Origin of the sequence: Phaeobacter sp. CAU 1743, assembly GCF_039839315.1 — a bacterium.
Classification (GTDB): Bacteria; Pseudomonadota; Alphaproteobacteria; order Rhodobacterales; family Rhodobacteraceae; genus Phycobacter; species Phycobacter gallaeciensis_A.
The window spans coordinates 41,558-62,437 of record NZ_JBDOQR010000016.1; the positions used below are offsets into that span (position 1 = coordinate 41,558).

At 63.8% G+C, this 20,880-nt stretch carries 11 protein-coding genes; 8 read left to right on the plus strand and 3 right to left on the minus strand.

The window, feature by feature from the left end:
- The first annotated feature begins 92 nt into the window (after window positions 1-92).
- Window positions 93-449, plus strand: coding sequence for a hydroxyisourate hydrolase (uraH, locus tag AAFO90_RS08640; protein WP_347509130.1), 357 nt, complete (start codon window positions 93-95; stop codon window positions 447-449).
- Window positions 450-461: 12 nt separating this feature from the next.
- Here the strand turns inward: uraH and AAFO90_RS08645 are convergent, their stop codons facing one another.
- On the minus strand, window positions 462-1,397 hold the full coding sequence (locus AAFO90_RS08645; RefSeq protein WP_347509131.1) for a LysR family transcriptional regulator: 936 nt from the start codon (window positions 1,395-1,397) through the stop codon (window positions 462-464).
- Between the two features lie 139 nt (window positions 1,398-1,536).
- Between AAFO90_RS08645 and AAFO90_RS08650 the strand changes: the two genes are divergently transcribed.
- The 3 genes from AAFO90_RS08650 to AAFO90_RS08660 all read left to right on the plus strand — a co-directional run bounded on the left by AAFO90_RS08650 (window position 1,537) and on the right by AAFO90_RS08660 (window position 8,224).
- Complete coding sequence (locus tag AAFO90_RS08650; protein WP_347509132.1) at window positions 1,537-2,766, plus strand: urate hydroxylase PuuD; 1,230 nt, start codon at window positions 1,537-1,539, stop codon at window positions 2,764-2,766.
- Window positions 2,767-2,933: 167 nt separating this feature from the next.
- The gene (locus tag AAFO90_RS08655) at window positions 2,934-4,745 is read left to right on the plus strand and encodes a BamA/TamA family outer membrane protein (RefSeq protein ID WP_347509134.1); all 1,812 of its coding nucleotides are present in this window, start codon (window positions 2,934-2,936) and stop codon (window positions 4,743-4,745) included.
- The gene (locus AAFO90_RS08660; protein ID WP_347509135.1) at window positions 4,742-8,224 is read left to right on the plus strand and encodes a translocation/assembly module TamB domain-containing protein; all 3,483 of its coding nucleotides are present in this window, start codon (window positions 4,742-4,744) and stop codon (window positions 8,222-8,224) included. Before AAFO90_RS08655 ends, AAFO90_RS08660 begins: the two co-directional genes overlap by 4 nt.
- Before the next feature lie 54 nt (window positions 8,225-8,278).
- Here the strand turns inward: AAFO90_RS08660 and AAFO90_RS08665 are convergent, their stop codons facing one another.
- Complete coding sequence (locus AAFO90_RS08665; RefSeq protein ID WP_347509136.1) at window positions 8,279-9,247, minus strand: glucokinase; 969 nt, start codon at window positions 9,245-9,247, stop codon at window positions 8,279-8,281.
- 182 nt (window positions 9,248-9,429) lie between these two features.
- Here AAFO90_RS08665 and AAFO90_RS08670 point away from each other — a divergent pair, with 182 nt between their 5' ends.
- Window positions 9,430-10,518, plus strand: coding sequence for a glycosyltransferase family 2 protein (locus AAFO90_RS08670; RefSeq protein ID WP_347509137.1), 1,089 nt, complete (start codon window positions 9,430-9,432; stop codon window positions 10,516-10,518).
- Entirely contained in the window at window positions 10,511-11,500 is a 990-nt protein-coding gene (locus AAFO90_RS08675; protein ID WP_347509138.1) for a glycosyltransferase, read from the plus strand. The genes AAFO90_RS08670 and AAFO90_RS08675 overlap by 8 nt, the downstream gene beginning before the upstream one ends.
- Window positions 11,501-11,508: 8 nt before the next feature.
- Here the strand turns inward: AAFO90_RS08675 and AAFO90_RS08680 are convergent, their stop codons facing one another.
- The gene (locus tag AAFO90_RS08680; RefSeq protein WP_347509140.1) at window positions 11,509-12,261 is read right to left on the minus strand and encodes a WecB/TagA/CpsF family glycosyltransferase; all 753 of its coding nucleotides are present in this window, start codon (window positions 12,259-12,261) and stop codon (window positions 11,509-11,511) included.
- A 257-nt stretch (window positions 12,262-12,518) separates the two neighbouring features.
- Between AAFO90_RS08680 and AAFO90_RS08685 the strand changes: the two genes are divergently transcribed.
- Both AAFO90_RS08685 and AAFO90_RS08690 read left to right on the plus strand, forming a co-directional pair.
- On the plus strand, window positions 12,519-13,982 hold the full coding sequence (locus tag AAFO90_RS08685; protein WP_347509142.1) for a hypothetical protein: 1,464 nt from the start codon (window positions 12,519-12,521) through the stop codon (window positions 13,980-13,982).
- A 346-nt stretch (window positions 13,983-14,328) separates the two neighbouring features.
- Complete coding sequence (locus AAFO90_RS08690; protein WP_347509143.1) at window positions 14,329-20,874, plus strand: beta-ketoacyl synthase N-terminal-like domain-containing protein; 6,546 nt, start codon at window positions 14,329-14,331, stop codon at window positions 20,872-20,874.
- Window positions 20,875-20,880 lie beyond the last annotated feature (6 nt).

Below are 20,880 nucleotides of genomic sequence, written 5' to 3' on the forward strand. Positions count from 1 at the left end.
TCAAAATTTCCCGAAAACACTGTCAATCCGGCGCCATTTGCTCAACTCTCGCGCTTGGTGCAGGAAGAACAGACATAGCGAAGGAACTGCCAATGACCGGATACCTTACCACCCATGTTCTGGATACCGCCCGCGGCTACCCGGCCGAGGGGCTGTCGATCACGCTTTATCGTGTCGAAGGTGGCACCCGAACCGAGCTGGCGCAGATGCAGACCAACGCAGATGGGCGCACCGACAGTCCGATCCTGCCACAGGGGGAGTTTGCGACCGGCACATACGAGTTGGAGTTCGACGCAGGCGGCTATCTGCGCGCCGCCGGTCAGACCGCAGAGGAGCCGTTGTTCCTCGACGTCGTGCCGATCCGGTTTGGCATCAGCGATCCAGAGGCCCACTACCACGTGCCGCTGCTGCTATCGCCCTATGGCTATTCCACTTACCGGGGCAGCTGAACGCCGCATCGGTCAGGCGCCGGGGTCCTCGGCGCCTGTTTCGGTCTGGCGCATCGCCCGCGCCATGCGCTCGGTCATGAAATCCATGAACAGCCGGGTTTTCGGATCCTGATGGCGCCGATGGGTGTAAAGACAGGCCATCTGCACCGGCACCGGCGGCGTCGCGGTTGCAACCGGTACCAGCCGACCGGCCTCCAAATGCGGGGCCACCTCGAACACCGGTTTCAGGGCAATTCCTTCTCCGGCCAGAGCCCAATCGGTCAGCACATCGCCATCATCGCATTCATAGCGCCCGGACACGGCAAAGCGTTGCGGCCCCTCCGGGGTTTGCAGCATCCACTGGAACTCGCTCGCGCCGGGATAGCGCAGGTTGAGACAATTGTGCCCCTCTCGGATCAGTGCCGCCCCGTCCTTTGGCATGCCACAGCGAGCAATATACTCCGGCGCCGCAACCAGAACCCGGCGGCAATCGGCGATCTTGCGGATCCGCAGGGTGCTGTCTTCGGGTTGCCCCAGAAAAAACGCCAAATCCAGCCCTTCGGTGGTCAGATCCACCGCCCGGTCCGATAGTCTCAAACGCAGGTTGATTTCAGGATAGCTCGCCAGGAATTCCGGCACCGCAGGCGCAACCAGTCGCCGCCCCAGTCCCAGAGGCGCCGCTACGAACAGCGTGCCGCGCGGCGCATCGGTGAGATGCATCACCTTCGCCTCGGCCTGATCCACCGCATCCAGCACCGTGACCGCGCCGCTATAGAACACCTGCCCCTGCTCGGTCGCGGTCAGGTTGCGGGTGGTGCGCTGGAACAGACGAACGCCCAGATAATCCTCAAGCTGGGAAATCCGTGCCGAAGTTACAGCCGGAGAGATCCGCAGATCCCGCCCCGCCGCCGACATGGAGCCAAGTTCGTAGACACGCACAAAGGTGCGGATATTGTCGAGGTAAGACATGGACGGGGCCGATATTATTCCAGAATTTTTGATACAGCTTGGATTTTATCTGCAATACCGAAGAATGTCCCCCTTGCCTAGGGTAAGGGCCAGAGACCGGACTGAGACCAGAAAGCAAAGACAATAGGGGCGTTTGCGCATGTATGAACTCGTGATGATGTGGGATTGGCTGGGCTTTGCCATCCGCTGGCTGCATGTGATCACCGCGATCGCCTGGATCGGCTCGTCCTTCTATTTCATCGCGCTGGACCTGGGCCTGCGCAAGGCGGCGGATCTGCCCCCCGGCGCCCATGGCGAGGAATGGCAGGTCCATGGCGGCGGCTTCTACCATATCCGCAAATACCTGGTGGCCCCGGCCGAGATGCCGGAGCATCTGATCTGGTTCAAATGGGAAAGCTATTCGGCCTGGCTCTCCGGCTTTGCGCTGCTGATGGTGGTCTACTGGGCCGGGGGTGAGCTTTACCTTATCGACCAGTCCAAGGCGGATCTGTCCCTGTGGCAGGGCATCGCGATCTCTGCCGCCACCTTGTCGATTGGCTGGCTCGTCTACGACCGCCTGTGCAAATCCGGTCTGGCCAAGCGCCCAACCCTGCTGATGGTACTGCTGTTCGTACTGCTGGTGGCCATGGGTTGGGGACTCAATCAGGTCTTCACCGGCCGCGCCATGATGCTGCATCTGGGGGCCTTTACCGCCACCATCATGACCGCGAATGTCTTTTTCATCATCATGCCGAACCAGCGCATCGTGGTGAAGGACCTGCAGGAAGGGCGCACCCCCGATGCCAAATACGGCAAGATCGCCAAACTGCGCTCGACCCATAACAACTACCTGACCCTGCCAGTCATCTTCCTGATGCTGTCGAACCACTATCCGCTGGCCTTTGCCAGTGAATACAACTGGCTGATCGCGGCGCTGGTATTCTTGATGGGGGTGACGATCCGGCATTATTTCAACACCCGCCACGCCAATGCTGGCAACCCGACCTGGACCTGGCTGGCCACATTCCTGCTGTTCCTCGGTGTGATCATCCTGTCCACTGCCGGGCTGGAGCACGAAGGCGATACTGAGGAAGAGGCGGCTCTCCAAGGCAACGCCCTGGTGATGGCAGAGGCCGCAGGGTTCGAAGAGGTGCATGAGATCGTCATGGGCCGCTGTAGCATGTGCCACGCGCGCGAACCTTTCTGGGACGGCATCCGCACAGCGCCCAAGGGCGTGGTTCTGGAAACCGAGCGCGACGTGGCCCGCCGCGCCCGCGAAATCTACCTGCAGGCAGGCGTCACCCATGCAATGCCACCGGCCAATATCACCTATATGGAATCCGAAGACCGTGCCGCGATCCGCCGCTGGTTCCGCGCCGCGCAGATGTGATCCGCGCCTTCTGATGGCGGGCGGCATGTCTATGTGCGCACCAATCCGCCACCTGCCCGATCCGCTCCTGCGATGATACCTATCCCGGCTTTACCTCGGCTGTTGCTGTGCTAGGTTTTCCGCCGACAGGGGGGCACGCCCGCCCCCTGCCGCTGCCCGGAGCCTTGATGTACTCAAAACCGAAATCACGCTTTGCCTTGCGGCGTTTGGCGTCGGGCCTGCTGGTCTGCGGCTGCCTGCTGTCCGCTCCTGCTGAGGCCGCCGAAACCCTGCTGGTCGCTCCCGGTGCGCCGGATGATCTGACCGCGCGTCTGCAAGGCGCCTCTGCGGTTCTGGCCACCGGGGATCAGAGCGACGTTCAGGATCTTCTGGCGGCAGCGCTGTCGGATTACCGCACCATGGTGCAGGTTCTGTATGATGCGGGCTATTTCGCGCCGGTGGTTAATATTCGCCTTGATGGGCGCGAGGCAGCGGCGATTGATCCCGTAACACCGCCCAGCCGCATCGACCGGATCGAGATTTCGGTCAAACCGGGGCGCAGATTCACCTTTGGCGTGGCCGAGGTTCGTCCCTGGCCCAAGACCAGCGATGTGGAGCTGCCGGACGAGTTCACCAGCGGCGCCCCCGCCAGCACCGGTGCCATCCGCGATGCAGCCAATGCCGGGATCCGTGCCTGGCGGCGACAGGGGCATGCCAAGGTCGCCCTTGGCGGGCAGGACATCACCGCAGATCATCGCAGCGCCACGCTGAACGCGCGGCTGCGGCTGCAGCCCGGTCCGCAGCTGCGGTTCGGCAAGACCACGATTCTCAGCCCCAGCGCCGTCCGCGAAGACGCCATCCGCAAGATCGCAGGTTTCCCGCAAGGCGAAGTCTTTCACCCCGATCTGATGTCGAAATCCGCGACGCGCCTTCGCCGCACCGGGGCCTTCTCCTCGGTCTCGCTGCAAGAGGCCGAGCGCGCCAACACCGATGGCACGCTTGATCTGAACGTAACGCTGGAAGACATGCCGCCCCGCAGGCTGACCTTCGGCGCCGAGCTGAGCACCACCGAGGGGGTGACGCTCACCACCAGCTGGATGCACCGCAACCTGTTCGGCGCTGCCGAAAAACTACGCTTCGAGGCCCGCGTCAGCGGCATCGGCGGCAGCAGCGATATCGACGGGCGCATCGCTGTGCGTCTGGACAGGCCTGCCACGCTCGGCCCCGATGACAATATTTTCTACCTGGCCGAAGCCGAGCGTCTGGATCAGGAGCATTTCACCGCCACCCATGGCATGGGCGGCATCGGGGTTCGGCGGGTGTTTTCCGACACGCTCTTCGCCGAAGCAACCGTCGGCTTCGATTCCATCCTCGCCACGGACGCCTTTGGCAAACGGCGCTTCAAATATGCTTTCGCCAGCCTGCGGGCCGAATACGACGGACGCGACAGCACGGTGGATCCCACCCGGGGCCGGTTCCTGAGTGGCCGCTTTACGCCCTTCTTTGGTGTCGATGGCAGCGATCCCGGTGCGCAGATCACGCTGGATGCCCGGACCTATCATGGGTTTGGCGCCGATGACCGGATCCTGCTGGCCGGGCGGGCGCAGCTCGGCTCGGTCATTGGTCCATCGCACAGTGGGGTCTCTCCGACGCTGCTGTTCTTCTCCGGCGGTGGCGGGTCGGTGCGCGGGCATGAATATCAATCCCTTGGCGTGCCCGTCGCAGGAAAGACCGCAGGCGGCCGGGGCTATCTGGCCCTGTCCGCGGAACTGCGCGGCCGCATCACAGAGAAAATCTCACTCGTCGGCTTTTACGACCACGCCTATGTCGATGCGGATAGCTTCGTGTCGTCGGACTCGGCCAGCCACTCGGGCGCCGGGCTGGGCCTGCGCTACAACGTGTCGGGCATCGGCTCGATCCGGGTCGACCTCGCCTATCCCGTGACCGGCGGCAGCGACGACGGGCCACAACTCTACATCGGCATAGGACAGGCGTTTTGACCAGTACCCGCACCCTCACGCGCGGCAGCTGCCTGGCTGCGGCCCTGTCGCTCACCGCTGCTGTCGGCCCCTCCGGCGCTCAGGAAACAGAAAGCGACAGCGGCGGCATGCTGGTGGGGTTCCTCGAAGACACCCTGTCTGCCGACAGTCGCTATATCACCGTGACCGGCCTCACTGGTGCCCTGTCCTCACAAGCCACGATCGAACGGCTGACCGTCGCGGATGATGATGGCATCTGGCTCACCATCGAAGAGGCAAAACTGGACTGGAACCGGCTGGCCCTTCTGCAGGGGCGGTTTTCGGTCAACAGCCTCAGCGCCGAGAGCATCACCGTGGTTCGCAGCCCGACACCGGTGCCCGCAGACCCGGAGCTGCCCACCCCGGAAGCCACCCCACTCCGCCTGCCCGAATTGCCCGTCGCGATTGAACTGGGCGAGATCCGCGCAGGCCGGGTGGATCTGGGCGAAGACCTGCTGGGCCAATCCGCCAGCCTCTCCGTCACGGGGGCACTGAGCCTGGCCGATGGCGCGCTGCAGACCCGGCTGGAAACGGCGCGGCTCGACAAACCCGGCGACCGGCTGTCGCTGGTGGCGGGCTATTCCGATCAGACCCGCCAAATTGATCTGGACCTGTCCCTGACCGAGGCCGCAGGCGGTTTGCTCTCCACCGTCCTGGCACTTCCCGGTCGCCCGACCCTTGGCCTCACCGCAAAGGGCAGTGGCCCGGTCAGTGATTTCAAAGCGGATATCGCGCTCAGCAGCAACGGACAGGAACGTCTTTCGGGTCAGGTCGTTCTGGCTGCGCTGCAGGATGCCGAAAGAGAACAGGACGCAGGCCCCAGCGGGATCGCCTTCTCGGCTGATCTGGGCGGCGATATCGATCCGCTTCTCTTGCCCGACTACCGCCCCTTCTTTGGCCCGGGCCTGCGACTGGTGACCCGTGGCCAGACCGTGGCAGAAGGCGGTGTCGCGCTTGATACGTTCGCGCTCAGCACCCGCGCCCTGCGCGTGACCGGCGCGCTTGCCACCGGCGCCACCGGCAACCTTGATACCGCCAACCTGAAGGTCCAAATCCAGCCCCCGTCAGGAGAAGCCGCCGTCGTCCTGCCCGTCCCCGGCGCGGCAACGACCCTTGCCGGGGCAGATCTCACCGCGCGCAAGACCACCGATGGCGCCTGGAGCGTCGCCGGAACGGTGAGCCAGCTCAGCCATCCGCAGATGCGCCTTGGGGAACTGCGCCTTGACGGCTCCGGCACCCTCAAGAGCGCAGCAGATGACACCGGCCCGGCAGGTCTTGTCGGAGATCTACGTCTGGCCCTGCGCGATTTCGCGCCGCGCGATCCGGCGCTGGCACAGGCAACCGGTAGCGAACTGGAGCTTGTCACCACTCTCACCACCGACGGGCCGGATGCGCTGTCGCTGACCGGCCTGACGCTGAGCGGCTCCGACTACCGCGCCGCGGGCGACGTCACGTTTTCCGGCCTCGATAGCGGTCTCCGGGTGGCGGCGGACCTCAGTGCAGGTGCTGGCGACCTGTCACGGTTCTCTGCGCTGGCGGGCCGCCCGCTGGGCGGCGCGGTGCAGGCATTGTTCACCGGGCAGTTCACGCCTCTTTCCGGCGCCTTTGACGTGGATCTGAACCTGCAGGCGCAGGACCTGAGCGCGGATATCGCCCAGCTGGATACGCTGATGACCGGTCCTACCACGCTGAAACTTGTAGCCGCGCGCGGCGCAGACGGATTGCGGATTGACGATTTCAACCTAGATAGCCGCGCCCTGTCTGCCACTGCCAGCGGCAGTCTGGACAGCGCCGCCGGACGGCTCTCCCTCACCGCCCGCCTGCTGGAGCTGGAACAGCTGGTGCCAGAGGTGCCCGGCACGCTGGAACTTGCGGCGGACCTGACCCGCGATGGCGACATCCTGTCGGGCCAGGCACGGCTCAAGGGACCGCATTCCTCCCGTGCGGATCTGGAAGGGTCCGTGCAGCTGGATGGCAGCGCCGATCTGACATTTGATGCGGCGCTCAACGAATTGCAGCGGTTCGTACCGGAATTGACGGGCGTCCTAGCCGCCAAGGGCGAGGCGCAGCGCAAAGACGGGGTCTGGAGCATCAATGCCAGTGCCACAGCCCCTGCAGAGGCCCGCGCCGATCTCTCCGGCACCTTTAACGAGGCCAGCGGCGCGGCCGATATCGCCGCCACCGGTCAGCTGCGTCTGGAGGGGGCGAACCCCTTCATCAAGCCCAACCTTGCCAAGGGCGCGGCCCGCTTCGATCTGGCCATGAAAGGCCCGCCCGCACTCGAAAGCATTACGGGCACGATCACCACGTCCGGGGCAACACTGGCCCTGCCATCGGCGGGACAGCGCGTCGATGATATCAACGCCACCGTGACCCTGCAGCAGGCGCGCGCCTTGCTACAACTTTCAGCCAGCCCCGGCGACAGCGGCAGCCTGCGCGTCTCCGGGCCGGTGGCTCTGGCAGCGCCGTTCAATGCGGACCTCAGCATTGAGATTCTCAATCTGCTGATGAGCGATCATCTGAGCTACGACAGCAAGTTGAACGGGCGGCTGGCCCTCACCGGCGCGCTCACCGGCAACAGCCGCCTGTCCGGGCGCATCGACGTGGGTGAAACCAATATCAACCTCAACGCCACTGGCGGTTCGGTCACTGCAGCGCCGATCCCGCCGATCTCTCATATCGGGGCCTCTGGCGCCGTGAATGCCACCCGCGCCCGCGCCGGGCTGATCACATCGGCGCAAAGCACGGGCGGCAGCGCGGGCCGTTCGAACATTGCGCTGGATGTCGTGATCGATGCTCCGGGCAAAATCTTTGCCCGTGGGCGCGGCCTGCGCGCCGAACTGGGCGGACGCATTCACCTGCGGGGCAGCACAGCGCGGATCTCACCCGCCGGTCAAATCGGCCTGATCCGCGGCACCTTCGACATTCTGGGGCGGCGTCTGGATCTGGACGAAGGACAGATCACCCTGCTGGGCAACCTGGTTCCTTATCTTGAATTCCGCTCCTCGGCGCAGACAGAACAGGGCAGCGCCACGCTGGAGATTTCGGGCCTGATCGATGCACCGGAAATCAAGGTCACCTCCGAGCCGCCCCGCCCCAGCGAAGAAGCCCTGGCGTTGCTGCTCTTTGGGGATAACATCAAGGATCTGTCGCCGCTGGCACTGGCCCGGCTGGCGGCCTCGGCCCTGCAGCTGAGCGGTCGGGGCGGGCAAACTCAGGACACTCTGCGCCAAAGCACCGGCGCCGACGATGCCGAAGTCGGCCTAGACAGCCTTGGCGCCGGGCGACTGGGTCTGGGCGGTTATATCTCCGAGAACGTCTATACCGATGTGGATGTGAACACCCGCGGCGATAGCGAACTGAGCATCAATCTTGACCTATCCAAAAGCCTGACGGTGAGCGGCAAGGTCGACAGTGAAGGCGAATCCGGTCTGGGACTGTTTTTCAAACGTGATTACTGACAGGCAGGCGCCGCGCCCGGCAACACTCTCCGCTCCGCGTTGGTAGCCGACCGATTACGCTTGAACGGGTGCGGCACCCCGGCGCTGCGCTGCTTCGATGGCATAGCGGGCGGTGCCGCTGACGCCGGCAGCATCATCGGTGATCAGCCATAGGGGCGTGGTGGCGCATTGCGCGGCAAGTTTGCCCCCCGGTTCAGCAAAGGCCGCCAGAAAATCACCGCGCGCACCGGTGCCAAGCACCCCGCGGGCGACGCTACCGGCAAAGAAGATCCCCTGTCCCGGCATATAGGCAGGCACCAGTTCGCGGGCCAACAGACCAAGCAGCCGCGCCCAGGCAGGCACGCTGCGCTGCGCGACGTGTTCTTCGCCATCCTGAAAGGCGGCAACGATCTCTGCCCCGCCTTCGGACGGATCGCCGCCAAGGGCGCGGTGCAGCCGCACGAGTCCGCGACCGGAAAACAGCTCTTCCACGCTGGGAAATTCCTCCGGACTACGCCCCAGAAGACGTGCCAACTCCTGCGCCAGCGGATCCGGCAGGCTGGCGTGACCCAGTTCCGCCTCGATCGTGTTCCCACCGGCCGAAAGCGAGACATTGAAGCCGGTGCCGACACCGGCCACCAGTGCCTGCTCTCCCTGCTGGCGCCCGGCGCGCAGCGAGGACAGCTGTCCGGGGATCAGCACCGGCAGCGCATGACCAAGGGCGGCTAGGTCATTCACCACATCGACCCGGCCACCCGGTTCCAGCGGCAATCTCTCAGCCAGCCCCGCCGCCGTGCCATGCCAGTCTCGGTTGGTCAGCCGGTAGGTTCCACCATAAACCGGCCCGGCCACGGCCAGGCAGCAGCCCTGCAAGGGCGGCAGATCCGGCTGCGCGCAATAGGCGGCCAGAACTTCATCCAGGCTGGAATAGCTGTCGTTGGGGAAATGTTTGAGCCCTGTCACGCCGATTTCCGGCCCCGCAAGAGCCAGCCGCGTATTACTGCCCCCAACATCCCCCACCAATACGGTCAGATCCGATGCCATTCCTGTCAGCCTCCTCGGGCGCCCCGGTTGTCGGGTGCTGTTATTTTAAGCTGCCGCATCGAATAGCAAAATGCAAATGTTGGCGCAACCATTGCCCGTGCCGGGATCGGCAAACACATCTTGCCGCAGATACGGCCCTCGCCGTAGGTTGGCCGCACCTAAGCTGAAGGAAACAGATGCAAATGAAGGACAGTGCCGAACCAAGCTCCGTCTCTGTACGGCTGCGCAAACGGCTCGGCCGAACCTATCAGCGGATGCGGTTCCTGTCCTCGCTGCGCCACTTGCACGGGCCGCGCGGCGTCTTTGCAGCCCCGGATGAGGTCACCCTGATCGCCCTTGTGCGTGACGGGAGTTATTACCTCGACGCGTTTTTCGATCACTACAGCAGCCTTGGCATCCGCCATTTCGTGTTCTTCGACAACGGCTCGGAGGATGACACGATTGCGCGGATCCGCGAAAGACCGGGCACCGCCATCCTGCAATCGCGCCTGCCCTGGGGCCAGTTCGAGAACATGTTCCGCAGCTATGCCGCACAGCGCTATGCGCAAAAACGCTGGTGCCTGATCGTGGATATGGACGAGATCTTTGATTTCGAAGGGCGCACTGAGATCGGACTTCAGGAGCTGGTGCGCTACATGTCCGCGCGCGGATATACCGCCATGATAGCGCAGATGCTGGAAATGTTCCCCAAAGCGCCTTTGGCCGAGGTCGCGGACATGACCTACCCCGAGGTGCTGCGCCAGTTCAGCTGGTGCGACCTCAGCGCGATTACCGCCCATGACTATGACGCGCCGGACACCGGGCTGTCCTATTTCCTGAACCAGAACCGGATCGTCGCGGGCGGTTCGCAGCCGCTGCGAGTGCTGTTTGGCGGCGTGCGGGCCAAGGTGTTTTCCGAGCATTGCTGCCTGACGAAACACCCGTTGGTCTTTGTCGGTCCCGGGGTTGAGGCGGGCGTGCATCCCCATGCCGCCACCGGGGTGACACTGGCGCCGATGACGGGGCTGCTTAAGCACTATAAATTCGCCAACGACAGCTTGGCGCGCGACCGTAAATCCGTCGCCGAGGCGGCCATCGCTCATGGTGAGGACCAATTGCGCCTGTCAGTTCTGTCCGGCAAACCCGATCTGTCTCTGTGGTCGGAGGCGGCGCTGCAGGCACCGGATATCGCCACCCTGCAGGACAAGGGGTTTCTGATCGCGTCTGAGGACTACAGTCAGCACACCCGCACCACAGGTGATACCAAAGGTGAGGCGCGGACCAGTGACTGATCAATTCGTGCAGCAAGCCGCTGCAACAGAGCCAACATCAAAGACCGCGGCCGTGGTGATCGGCCGCAACGAAGGCGCACGGCTGAAACGCTGCATTCTGTCACTACAGGATCAGGTCGGGCAGATTGTCTATGTGGACAGCGGATCAACGGATGGATCGGTCGCCGCGGCGCGGGATTTGGGGGCCGATGTTGTCGAGCTCGATATGTCACGCCCCTTTACTGCGGCGCGAGCACGCAATGCAGGCGTAGCGGCGCTGCCTGCCGAGTGTGATCTGGTGCAATTCGTCGATGGCGATTGCGAGGTCGCCCCGGGATGGATCGATGCGGCCCGGCAATTTCTAGCAGGCCACGACGATGTCGCCGTCGTCTGCGGTCGGCGCCGTGAACAACACCCCGAGGTCTCGGTCTATAACCGGCTCTGCGATGCGGAATGGGATACCCCGGTTGGACAGGCTCTGGCCTGCGGTGGCGATGCGTTGATGCGGCTGGCTCCGCTGCGCGCTGTTGGCGGATACCGCGAGACACTGATTGCCGGGGAAGAGCCGGAACTCTGCGTCCGGCTACGGCAGGCTGGTTGGCAGATCTGGCGGCTCGATACCGAGATGACCCGGCATGACGCGCAGATCATCAGGATGTCCCAATGGGCGAAACGGGGGCGCCGGGCGGGCCACGCCTTTGCCGAAGGCGCCGCGCTGCATGGGGCCTCGCCGGAACGGCACTGGGTTCACGAAACCCGCCGCGCCTTGGTCTGGGGCGCAGGGTTGCCGCTTGCGCTGGCCGTACTTGCCCTACTCCTGTCGTCCTGGGCGCTGCTCGGCTTTGCCATCTATCCACTGCAGGTCTTGCGGCTGGCGCGCCGAATACCCTCAGAGCAGGCATTTTTTACCGTGCTGGGTAAATTCCCCGAAGCGCTTGGCGCGCTTGAGTTTCACATGAACCGCCTGCGGGGCCGCAAACGCGAAATTCTGGAATACAAATAGCGACCGGCCTAGCTGCGCCTGATCCGCAGGGCGCGCCAAATCTGACGTGGCAGAATGGCAAAACACTTAAGATACCGGGGAACCATCCGGCCCGGGCTGCTGAGCGCCCGCCAAAGCCATTCAAGTGCCAGTTTGCGCATCCACAGTGGCGCGCGTTGCTGGTGCCCACCGAGAAAATCCAAACCCGCACCGACCGAAGCAAACCCGACGCCCGGGGCTAATTCGCGCCCGCGCGCCGCCAGAAGCTCCTGTTTCGGCGCGCCAAGCGCAAGGAAACACAGGCGGATTCCTTTTTGATCCAAGTTGCGCAGGATCTCTGCCGCCTCGGCACCCGCAGGATCGAACACGCCAGATGGCGCATGGCACCATGCCAGATCCAGTCCCGGCACCTTGGCTGTCAGCGCAGCGGAGGCATCCGAAAGCGCCTCGGCAGTGCTGCCGACCAGCGCCACCGGCACCCCTGCCTTTGCGGCCAGCCTGCACAGGGGAAGCACCATGTCCGATCCCGGCATCAGCTCAACCGGCCTGCCCGCCAGCTGTGACAGCCAGACCACCGGGCGCCCATCGGCAACAACCAGATCCTGCGCCGCATAAGCAGCCAGAAAATCGGCGCTTGTTTCCAGTTTGACGAGATGATCCAGATTGACCGTAGCAAGAGCAAAGCCTTCACCGCTTGCAAACCGGAACAGGACCTCACTCTCCAGCCGGGGCCGGTCTGCGATATTGACCTCAATCCGTGTGCCTTGAAACTCGAAATACACCAGTCCGCCTCATCCCTGTCTGCAAACCCTGCCTGTAAATCCAGTCTGCGAAGGACTGATTACCCGTCTACCCGCGTCCGGACCAGCCCGGCCGAGGCGCCCGCAGTTAAACGTGTCATTGTTGCCATTCGTTTACCCGATTTCGCATTTCAGCGGGACACGAGGTGCAAGTTTACCTAAACTTTGACATGTAAGGCCCATAAAAAAGGCCAGTACTGATCGCTTGTGATCGTCACCGTCGAGAGTCCCGCACGCCGATGCCCAACGCCCTGGCCTATCTTATGCTGCTTATCTGGCCCTTGGTCAGCCTGCTGCTGTTCCTGCGCCTGCCGCTGGAGCGGGCGATCCTTTGGTGTTTCATCGGTGGCTACCTTATGCTCCCCCCCGTGGCCGAGTTCGACCTACCGCTGGTGCCGGACATGGACAAATACTCGATCCCCTCGGTCGTGGCCTTTGCTCTGTGCGTCTGGCTTTTGCGCAAGCCGGTGCCGCTGTGGCCACGTCATAAACTGGCCCGCGCGCTGAGTATTCTCTTTGTCCTCTGTGTCGTGCCTACCGTGCTGACCAACGGTGACCCGGTGCTGTTCCGGGTGCTCGGGGATTCTGGCCCCATCGTGTTTCTGACTGATATGCTGCCGGGCCTGCGCTGGCGGGACCTGGGATCGGTAATCATCAACCAGATCATCGTGCTGATGCCTTTTCTGCTGGCCCGGCGGTACCTGTCCTGCGAAGCGGGCCAGAAAGAGCTGCTGCTTGCTCTGTTCCTGGCCGGATTGGCCTATAGCATTCCCGCCCTCTTCGAAATCCGCTTCAGCCCGCAGCTCAACACCTGGATCTACGGATTTTTCCAGCATGATTTTGCCCAGATGATGCGCCAGGGCGGGTTCCGGCCGATCGTGTTCCTGCCGCATGCGCTGTGGCTGGCGTTTTTCATCTTTACCACCATCGTCGCCGCCGTCGCTCTTGGCCGGGCCGCACAGGAGCGGGAGCGGACCAATTTCGCGCTCGCGGCGGTTTATCTTTTTGCAGTGCTCTATCTGTGCAAGAGCCTGGCGTCACTGGTCTACGGTCTGGCCATTGTTCCGATGGTGGCGCTGGCACCGCCCCGCTGGCAGATCCGCCTGGCGATGGTGATCGCGGTGATCGCGGTGACCTATCCCATGTTGCGCAATCTTGGCCTAATACCCACCGATGCCATTCTTGCCCAGGCCGAAGCGATCAGCGCTGATCGGGCGCAATCGCTTGGCTACCGCTTTGACAATGAGGCGATGATGTTGGAGCGGGCCGCCGAGAAGCCCTGGTTCGGCTGGGGGGGCTGGGGCCGCAATCTGGTGCGTGATATGGAGACCGGCCAGATCATATCGGTGCCCGACGGGCGCTGGATCATCACCTTCGGCACTTTTGGCTGGCTCGGGTATGTCGCGGAGATGGGGCTGCTGACCTTGCCGATTTTTCTGCTCGGGCGGGAGCTGCGTCGCCACAAGGGCAGCGCCACCTCGCCATATGCAACGCCGATTGCCCTGATCCTGGCCGCTACTCTGGCCGACATGCTGCTGAACGCCACGCTGATCCCGATTACATGGCTTTGTGCCGGATCCGTGCTTGGATATGCTGAACGCCTAGGCAATCCGGACGTTTTTCGCAGCAAGCGCAGCCTGTTCGATGGTCAGCAGGCCATGTCAGCCTCCGGGACTGCCGCGGGGCCGCGCACCCTCTTGTGACCCGGCCACGGCGCACCGCTGCCTCATTTTTATCGCGTTTCCGGCGTAATTGGTCACCGTCCGTTCATAGCTTGGCCGCATATGGCGATCACTCTGGCCTTGGGCAATCAGGATTTCGGGTGTCATGTTTCCGAGGTTTTGACTGAATTCGGCCCAGCCACGTTTTGGTTCACGATACCTCTGCACCCGCTTTCCCGGGGGCTTTTCCTATTTCGGAACAGAGGTTAACCGGGCGCGACAAGGGGTTGAAGGGATTGACAAAAGACGACCGGCCGTTCCACTTTCACGGCGCTGCGGGTTTCGGTTCAGGGTTGATGCGTAAGACGCGTAAAAGGTGAAGACTAAGTTGGGAAACAAAGACGAGAGCCAAACACGCGCCGACGCCTACTCCGGTGACATCGCCATCGTCGGACTTTCCGTCTGCCTGCCTGGCGCCGAGTCAGCTGCTGCGTTCTGGCGCAATCTGCGTGACGGCATTGAATCCATCGAAGTGCTGGACGAGGCGAGCCTGCTGGAAGCCGGTGAACGCACCTCTATCCTCAGCGATCCCAACTATGTGCCTGCCGCCGCGCGTCTTGAGGGCTATGACGAATTCGATGCCGATTTCTTTGGCTTCAGCCCCAAGGAAGCCGCCATTCTGGACCCCCAGCACCGAAAGTTCCTTGAGGTCGCCTGGGGTGCCATGGAGGATGCCAGCCACCCGCCCGAAAGCCTGGATGAACCCATCGGGGTCTATGCGGGCTGCGGCATGGGTAGCTATTTCTATTTCAACATCTGCTCGAACCCGGCCCTGGTGGACGAGGTCGGCATGTTCCTGCTGCGCCACACCGGCAACGACAAGGACTTCCTGTCGACCCGCGTCAGCCATGTGTTTGATCTGAAAGGGCCATCGGTCAACATTCAGACCGCCTGCTCGACTTCTCTGGTGGCGGTGCATTACGCCTGCAAGGCGCTGCGCGAAGGGGAATGCGGCATGGCGCTGGCAGGCGGCGTCACCATCGAGCTGCCGCAGGGGCGTGGATACCTTTACAAGGAAAACGAGATCCTGTCGCCCGACGGCCATTGTCATGCTTTTGACCACCGGGCGCAGGGCACCGTCTTCGGCTCTGGTGCTGGGGCGGTGGCGCTCAGACGGCTGGAGGATGCCATCGCCGATGGCGACCATATCTGGGCCGTGATCAAAGGCTCCGCGATCAACAACGACGGCGCCGACAAGGCTGGCTATCTGGCGCCTTCGGTCGGAGGACAGGCCACTGCCGTACGCAAAGCGCTGGCGGCAGCGGATGTGACGGCTGAGACCATCGACTATGTGGAATGCCATGGCACCGGAACCTACCTAGGTGATCCAATCGAGGTCACCGCCCTCACAGAAGCCTACCGCGACAGCACCGAGGAAAGCGGCTTTTGCCGCATCGGCTCGGTCAAGACCAACATTGGCCATCTCGATACGGCCGCAGGGGTCGCTGGGCTGGCCAAGACCGCGCTGGCGCTCAAACATCAGCAGATCCCGGCCTCGCTTGGCTACGAGGCACCAAACCCGGCCATTGATTTCGACGGCTCACCATTCAAGGTCAACGCCGCTCTCAGCGACTGGCAGTCCCATTCCGGACCGCGACGTGCTGCGGTGAACGCGCTGGGGGTTGGCGGCACCAACGCCCATGTCATTTTGGAGGAAGCGCCGGACCGCGCCGCCTCCGAGGAAAGCGATTTCCCCTTCCATGTGCTCTGCATCTCGGGCCGGTCCAAGGCGGCGCTTGACGACAACAGCGCCGCGCTGGCCGCGTGGCTGCGCCAGAACCCCGAGGTGGATCTGGCCGATGTGGCCTATACTCTGAAGGAAGGGCGGCGCGGTTTTGCCAAGCGTCGGGTGCTGGTGGCCGAAACCGCAAGCGAGGCCGCCGATCTTTTGGAGACTGGCGATCCACGCAAGGTCTTTACACACGACCATCTGGGCGATGCGCCCGAGGTCGTCTTCATGTTCCCGGGCGGCGGTGCACAATACGCGGGCATGGCGCGCGACCTTTACGAGACCGAACCGGTCTTTGCCGATAGGATGGACCGAGGGATTGATCACCTCCAAGCCAGCCTCGACTATGACATCCGCGCCCTGTGGCTCCCCGAAGAGGGGCAGGAAGAGGCCGCGAATGCAGCCCTGCAAAAGCCCTCGGTGCAGCTGCCGCTGATCATGATCGTGGAATACGCGCTGGCGCAGCTCTGGATCAGCTGGGGCGTGCGCCCCGCTGCGCTGGTCGGCCATTCCATGGGCGAAAACACCGCCGCCTGTCTGGCAGGGGTGATCTCATTCGAGGATTGCATCGATCTGGTGCTCTTGCGCGGGCGGCTCTTCGACACCGTGCCTGCGGGGGGCATGCTGTCCGTCTCCCTGCCGCTGGCCGAGGTGGAGGCACTGATCGGTGACGATCTCGATATCGCCAGCGTCAACGCGCCGCGCCTGACAGCCGTTTCCGGTCCGCAGGCCGCGCTGGACCGGCTGGCAAAGGACCTGAGCGCACGCGACATCGACCATCAGCGGATCCAGATCGATATTGCGGCCCATTCGCGGATGCTGGACGGGATCCTTGAGCAATACGGCGCCTTCCTGCGCGGTCTGACCCTGTCGGCGCCGCAGATCCCGGTGATGTCCAACCGCAGCGGCGACCAGCTGACGTCAGAGCAGGCCAGCGATCCCGACTATTGGGTCAGCCAGCTGCGCGGCACTGTGCAATTTGGCGCCTGCATCGACAGCTTGGCCGAGGTGCCGGGCCGCATTTTTCTGGAGGTCGGCCCGGGCAAGGCGCTCAGCGCGCTGGCGCAAATGGCCCCGGCGGTCACCCCCGGACAGGCGCTCAGCTCACTGCGCCATCCCGAACAGGATGTGATGGATGATGCTTATTTCTTTGGCGTGATCGGACGACTCTGGGCCTGTGGGTATGACGCCGATTGGGATCAGATCTGGGGCGAGGCAAAGCGCCATCGCCTGCCGCTGCCCACTTATGCCTTTCAGCGCAGCCGCTATTTCATCGAACCCGGCACCGCCGCGCAGGTCGAAGAGGCTCCCCTGCCCGCCCGCCACGATGACATCGACAACTGGGGTTACCGAGCGGCGTGGCGCCCGCGCCTTGCCGATTGCGCATTTGATGTTGACACCGAGTTGGATCAGGACCCGCAATGCTGGCTGATCTTCGAAGACGACATCGGCCTTGCCTCTCAGGTGGCGGACAGGCTGGTGGCGGCAGGGCACGCCGTGGTGCGCCTGCGCCCGGGGGATACCTATGCGCAGCTATCGCCGACCTCTTACATCTTGGCGCCCGAACAGGGCCGCGCGGGCTATGCTGCACTGCTGGCGGATCTGGCCCGGACCGAGATGCTGCCAACCCGGATTGCGCATTTCTGGCTAGCGACCGAAGGCGAGACTTTCCGCCCCGGCAGCTCCTTCTTTGACCGCAATCTGGAAACCGGGTTTTACGCCCTGACCGCGCTGGCGCAGGAGCTTGGCAGCGCCGATCTGCCCCAGCCGCCGCACATCACCGTCTTCACCACCGGCGCCGTGCAGTTGCGGGACGAGGCTTTGCCGGATCCGGAAAAGGCGATGATCGCCGGTCCTGCCCGGGTGATCCCGCGCGAATTGCCTGGTTTCTCCTGCGCCACGGTGGATATCGAGCTGCCCCGCGCAGAAACCGGTCTGCTGGCCCGGATCAAGGGCGCGGCGGCGCCAGATATCTCCTCTCGCCTGCTTGAGGAACTTCTGGCCGAGCCAACCAGCACAGCCGCCGCCTGGCGCGGTGAAAAACGTTATGAGCTGGACTGGCGCCCGGTCGAACTGCCGCCTGCCGAGCTGCCCACCTTCAAACAAGGGGGCACCTATCTGATCACCGGTGGCTATGGTGGCATTGGCCTCTCAATCGCCCGGCACCTGCTGGAAGAATACGCCGCAAATGTCATCCTGATTTCGCGCGAGGGCCTCCCCGAACGCGGCGGATGGGCGCAATATCTGCGTAGTCACAGCCCCGCCAACCGCACCGCCACGCGCATCCGCGCGGTCGAGGCCCTGGAGGAGATCGGCAAGGGCGCGGTGCTGCCGCTGGCCGCCGATGTCTGCAACTCCGGCCAGATGCGCGCCGCGCTAAAGACCGCCGAGGACCGCTTTGGCCACCTCACCGGGGTGATCCATGGCGCGGGCAGTATCGATGACGGGCCATTGCTGGCGAAATCGGACGAACAGATCGCCAAGGTCCTGGCACCCAAGGTCAGCGGGTTGCGTGTACTGGACAGCCTGTTTCCCGATGGCAGCCTTGATCTGATGGTGCTGTTCTCCTCATCCTCGACGGTGACGGGACCGGCGGGACAGGTGGATTACATCGCCGCCAACGAATACCTCAACGCCTGGGCGGCGCATCGCCGGGGCGGCAAGACCCGTGTCGTGGCGGTGGATTGGGGCGTCTGGGCCGATACCGGCATGGCTTCCGAAGCGATGGCCGCCCGGCAAGGCGAAGCGATGGCCGCCCGGCAAGGCAGTGACGGCCCCTCGGACCCTGTACCCTGCGCACAGGCCCTGCTGGACAGCGAAGGATTTGATGGCAGCGGCAACTGTATCTACCGCACCCGACTGGATGCAGCCCAACACTGGCTGCTGAATGAACACCGCACCGCCGATGGCACCGCAGTGATGCCCGGCACCGGTTACATCGAACTGGCTGCAGAGGCGATGACGGCCCTTGGCATGGCCGAGGATGGCGCGCTGCCAGCCTTTGAACTGCACGACCTTTACTTCCTGCGCCCGCTTGTAGTCGCCGATGACAGCCCGGCAGATCTGCTGATCCGGCTGCTGGCCGAGGAAGACGGCTACGCGCTGTCCTTCTACACCGCCAGCGGCGAAGGCTATGCCCTGCATGCCGAGGCCAAGGTGACATTTGCAGAAACACAGACCACGGCGGCGCCGGTTGACCTCAGCGCTCTTGCCGCCCGCTGCCCGTCGCAGACCGAAACCGATGCCGCGCGACTGAAATCCCCGCAGGAGGCCAACCTGCTTTTTGGCCCGCGCTGGCATGTGCTGCAGCGCATGGCCTTTGGCAGCGGCGAAGGGATCGCGACACTACAACTGGCCGATGCGGCCAAATCCGACGGAACGATTCTGCACCCGGGGCTGCTGGATCTGGCAACCGGCTGGGCCATCGCGCTGGCGCCGGGCTATAGCCCTGACCACCTTTGGGTGCCCCTGTCGTACCGGGCCATCCGCATCCATGCGCCACTGACCGAGACAATCCACAGCCACATGCGCCTGTCCGCGCAAGCCGCCGACGCCGCTGGCGAAGGGACCGCCGTATTCGACGTGACGCTATGCAATGATACAGGGCGGGTTCTGGTCGAGATCGAAGGCTTCCGCATGCAGCGGATGACGCAGGCTCTGGCTCCCGCTGCAACTGCGGCGGCTGATGTCAGCGCCGCCGATATTGCCATGGGCAAAGGGGGCAGCGCTCAGCCCCTGTCGCCCGAGGAACGCCGCCTTCACCACAATATCGCAAGCGGCATCCGCGCCGAAGACGGGGGCGAGGCCCTGTCGCGCGCCCTTGCTACGGCAACCTCCGGCGGCCTGTCGCAAATCGTGGTCTCGGCTCTTGATCTGCCTGCCCTGATCGAACAGGCCAAGATGACCAGTTCCGAGGCCCCATCGGACAGCCAAAGTTTTGAGCGCCCGCAGCTCGACACTGATTACGTAGCGCCGGAAAACGCGGTTGAGGAGGTCCTGGCGGGATATTTCCAGACCCTTCTGGGTGTGGGCGAGGTCGGCACCCGCGACAGCTTCTTCGATCTGGGTGGGCATTCCCTGATCGCGGTGCGGCTGTTTGCCCAGATCAAGCGGGATTTTGGCGTCGAGTTCCCCCTGTCAGTCCTCTTCGAAGCCCCAAGTGTTGCCGATCTGGCAACCAGGATTATCGCCCGAAAAGGTGGCGGCGTGACCACCGAAGGCAGCGCGCAGTCCCCGGACACTACCGATGACGCAGGGCCAGAACCCTTTACCCATCTGGTCAAGCTTCACGCCGGAGATGGCACCGGACGGCGCCCTTTCTTCCTTGTGGCCGGCATGTTTGGCAACGTGTTGAACCTGCGGCATCTGGCCCAGATGCTGGGCAGCGACCGCCCGGTCTACGGCCTTCAGGCGCGCGGGTTGATCGGGGACGTCGCGCCACACGACAACATTGCCGAGGCCGCCACCGATTACCTGCACGAGGTGCGGCAGATCCAGCCGCAGGGGCCTTATCTTCTGGGCGGTTTCTCGGGCGGTGGCATCACGGCCTATGAAATGGCGCAGCAGCTGAAGGCTTCCGGAGAGGAAACCGCAGCGCTGGTCCTGCTCGACACACCGCTGCCGGTGCGCCCACCGCTGAGCCGACAGGACAAGGCGCTGATCAAACTGCAGGAGTTGCGCCGCAAGGGACCGTCCTATCTGGCGGAATGGGCGCGCAACCGCGTTGCCTGGGAGATCACAAAACGCCAACGCCGCCAGGGCAGCAACGATGCAGGCGCCGCGCCTGCCTTTAACAACCGGCAGATCGAAATGGGCTTCCGCGCCGCTGTTGCCAGCTATGAATTGCAGCCCTGGGACGGCGCCATGTCGCTGTTCCGTCCGCCACTGGACCAGCACTGGCAGGTCTCGGGTGGCAATTGGGTCAGCACCGAGCGGGAGTATGTCTTTGACGACAACGACTGGACCCGCTGGGCGCCGGAGATCGAGGTGATCGAAGTGCCCGGTGACCACGACAGCATGGTACTGGTACCCAACGTCAGCGTTCTGGCGGCTGAGGTCAAAGCGCGGCTGGACCGGGCCGAGGCTGGCTATACTGCGCCAGCACCGGTACATGCCGGGCAAGTGCGCAATCAGGCGGCGGAGTAGATGTCC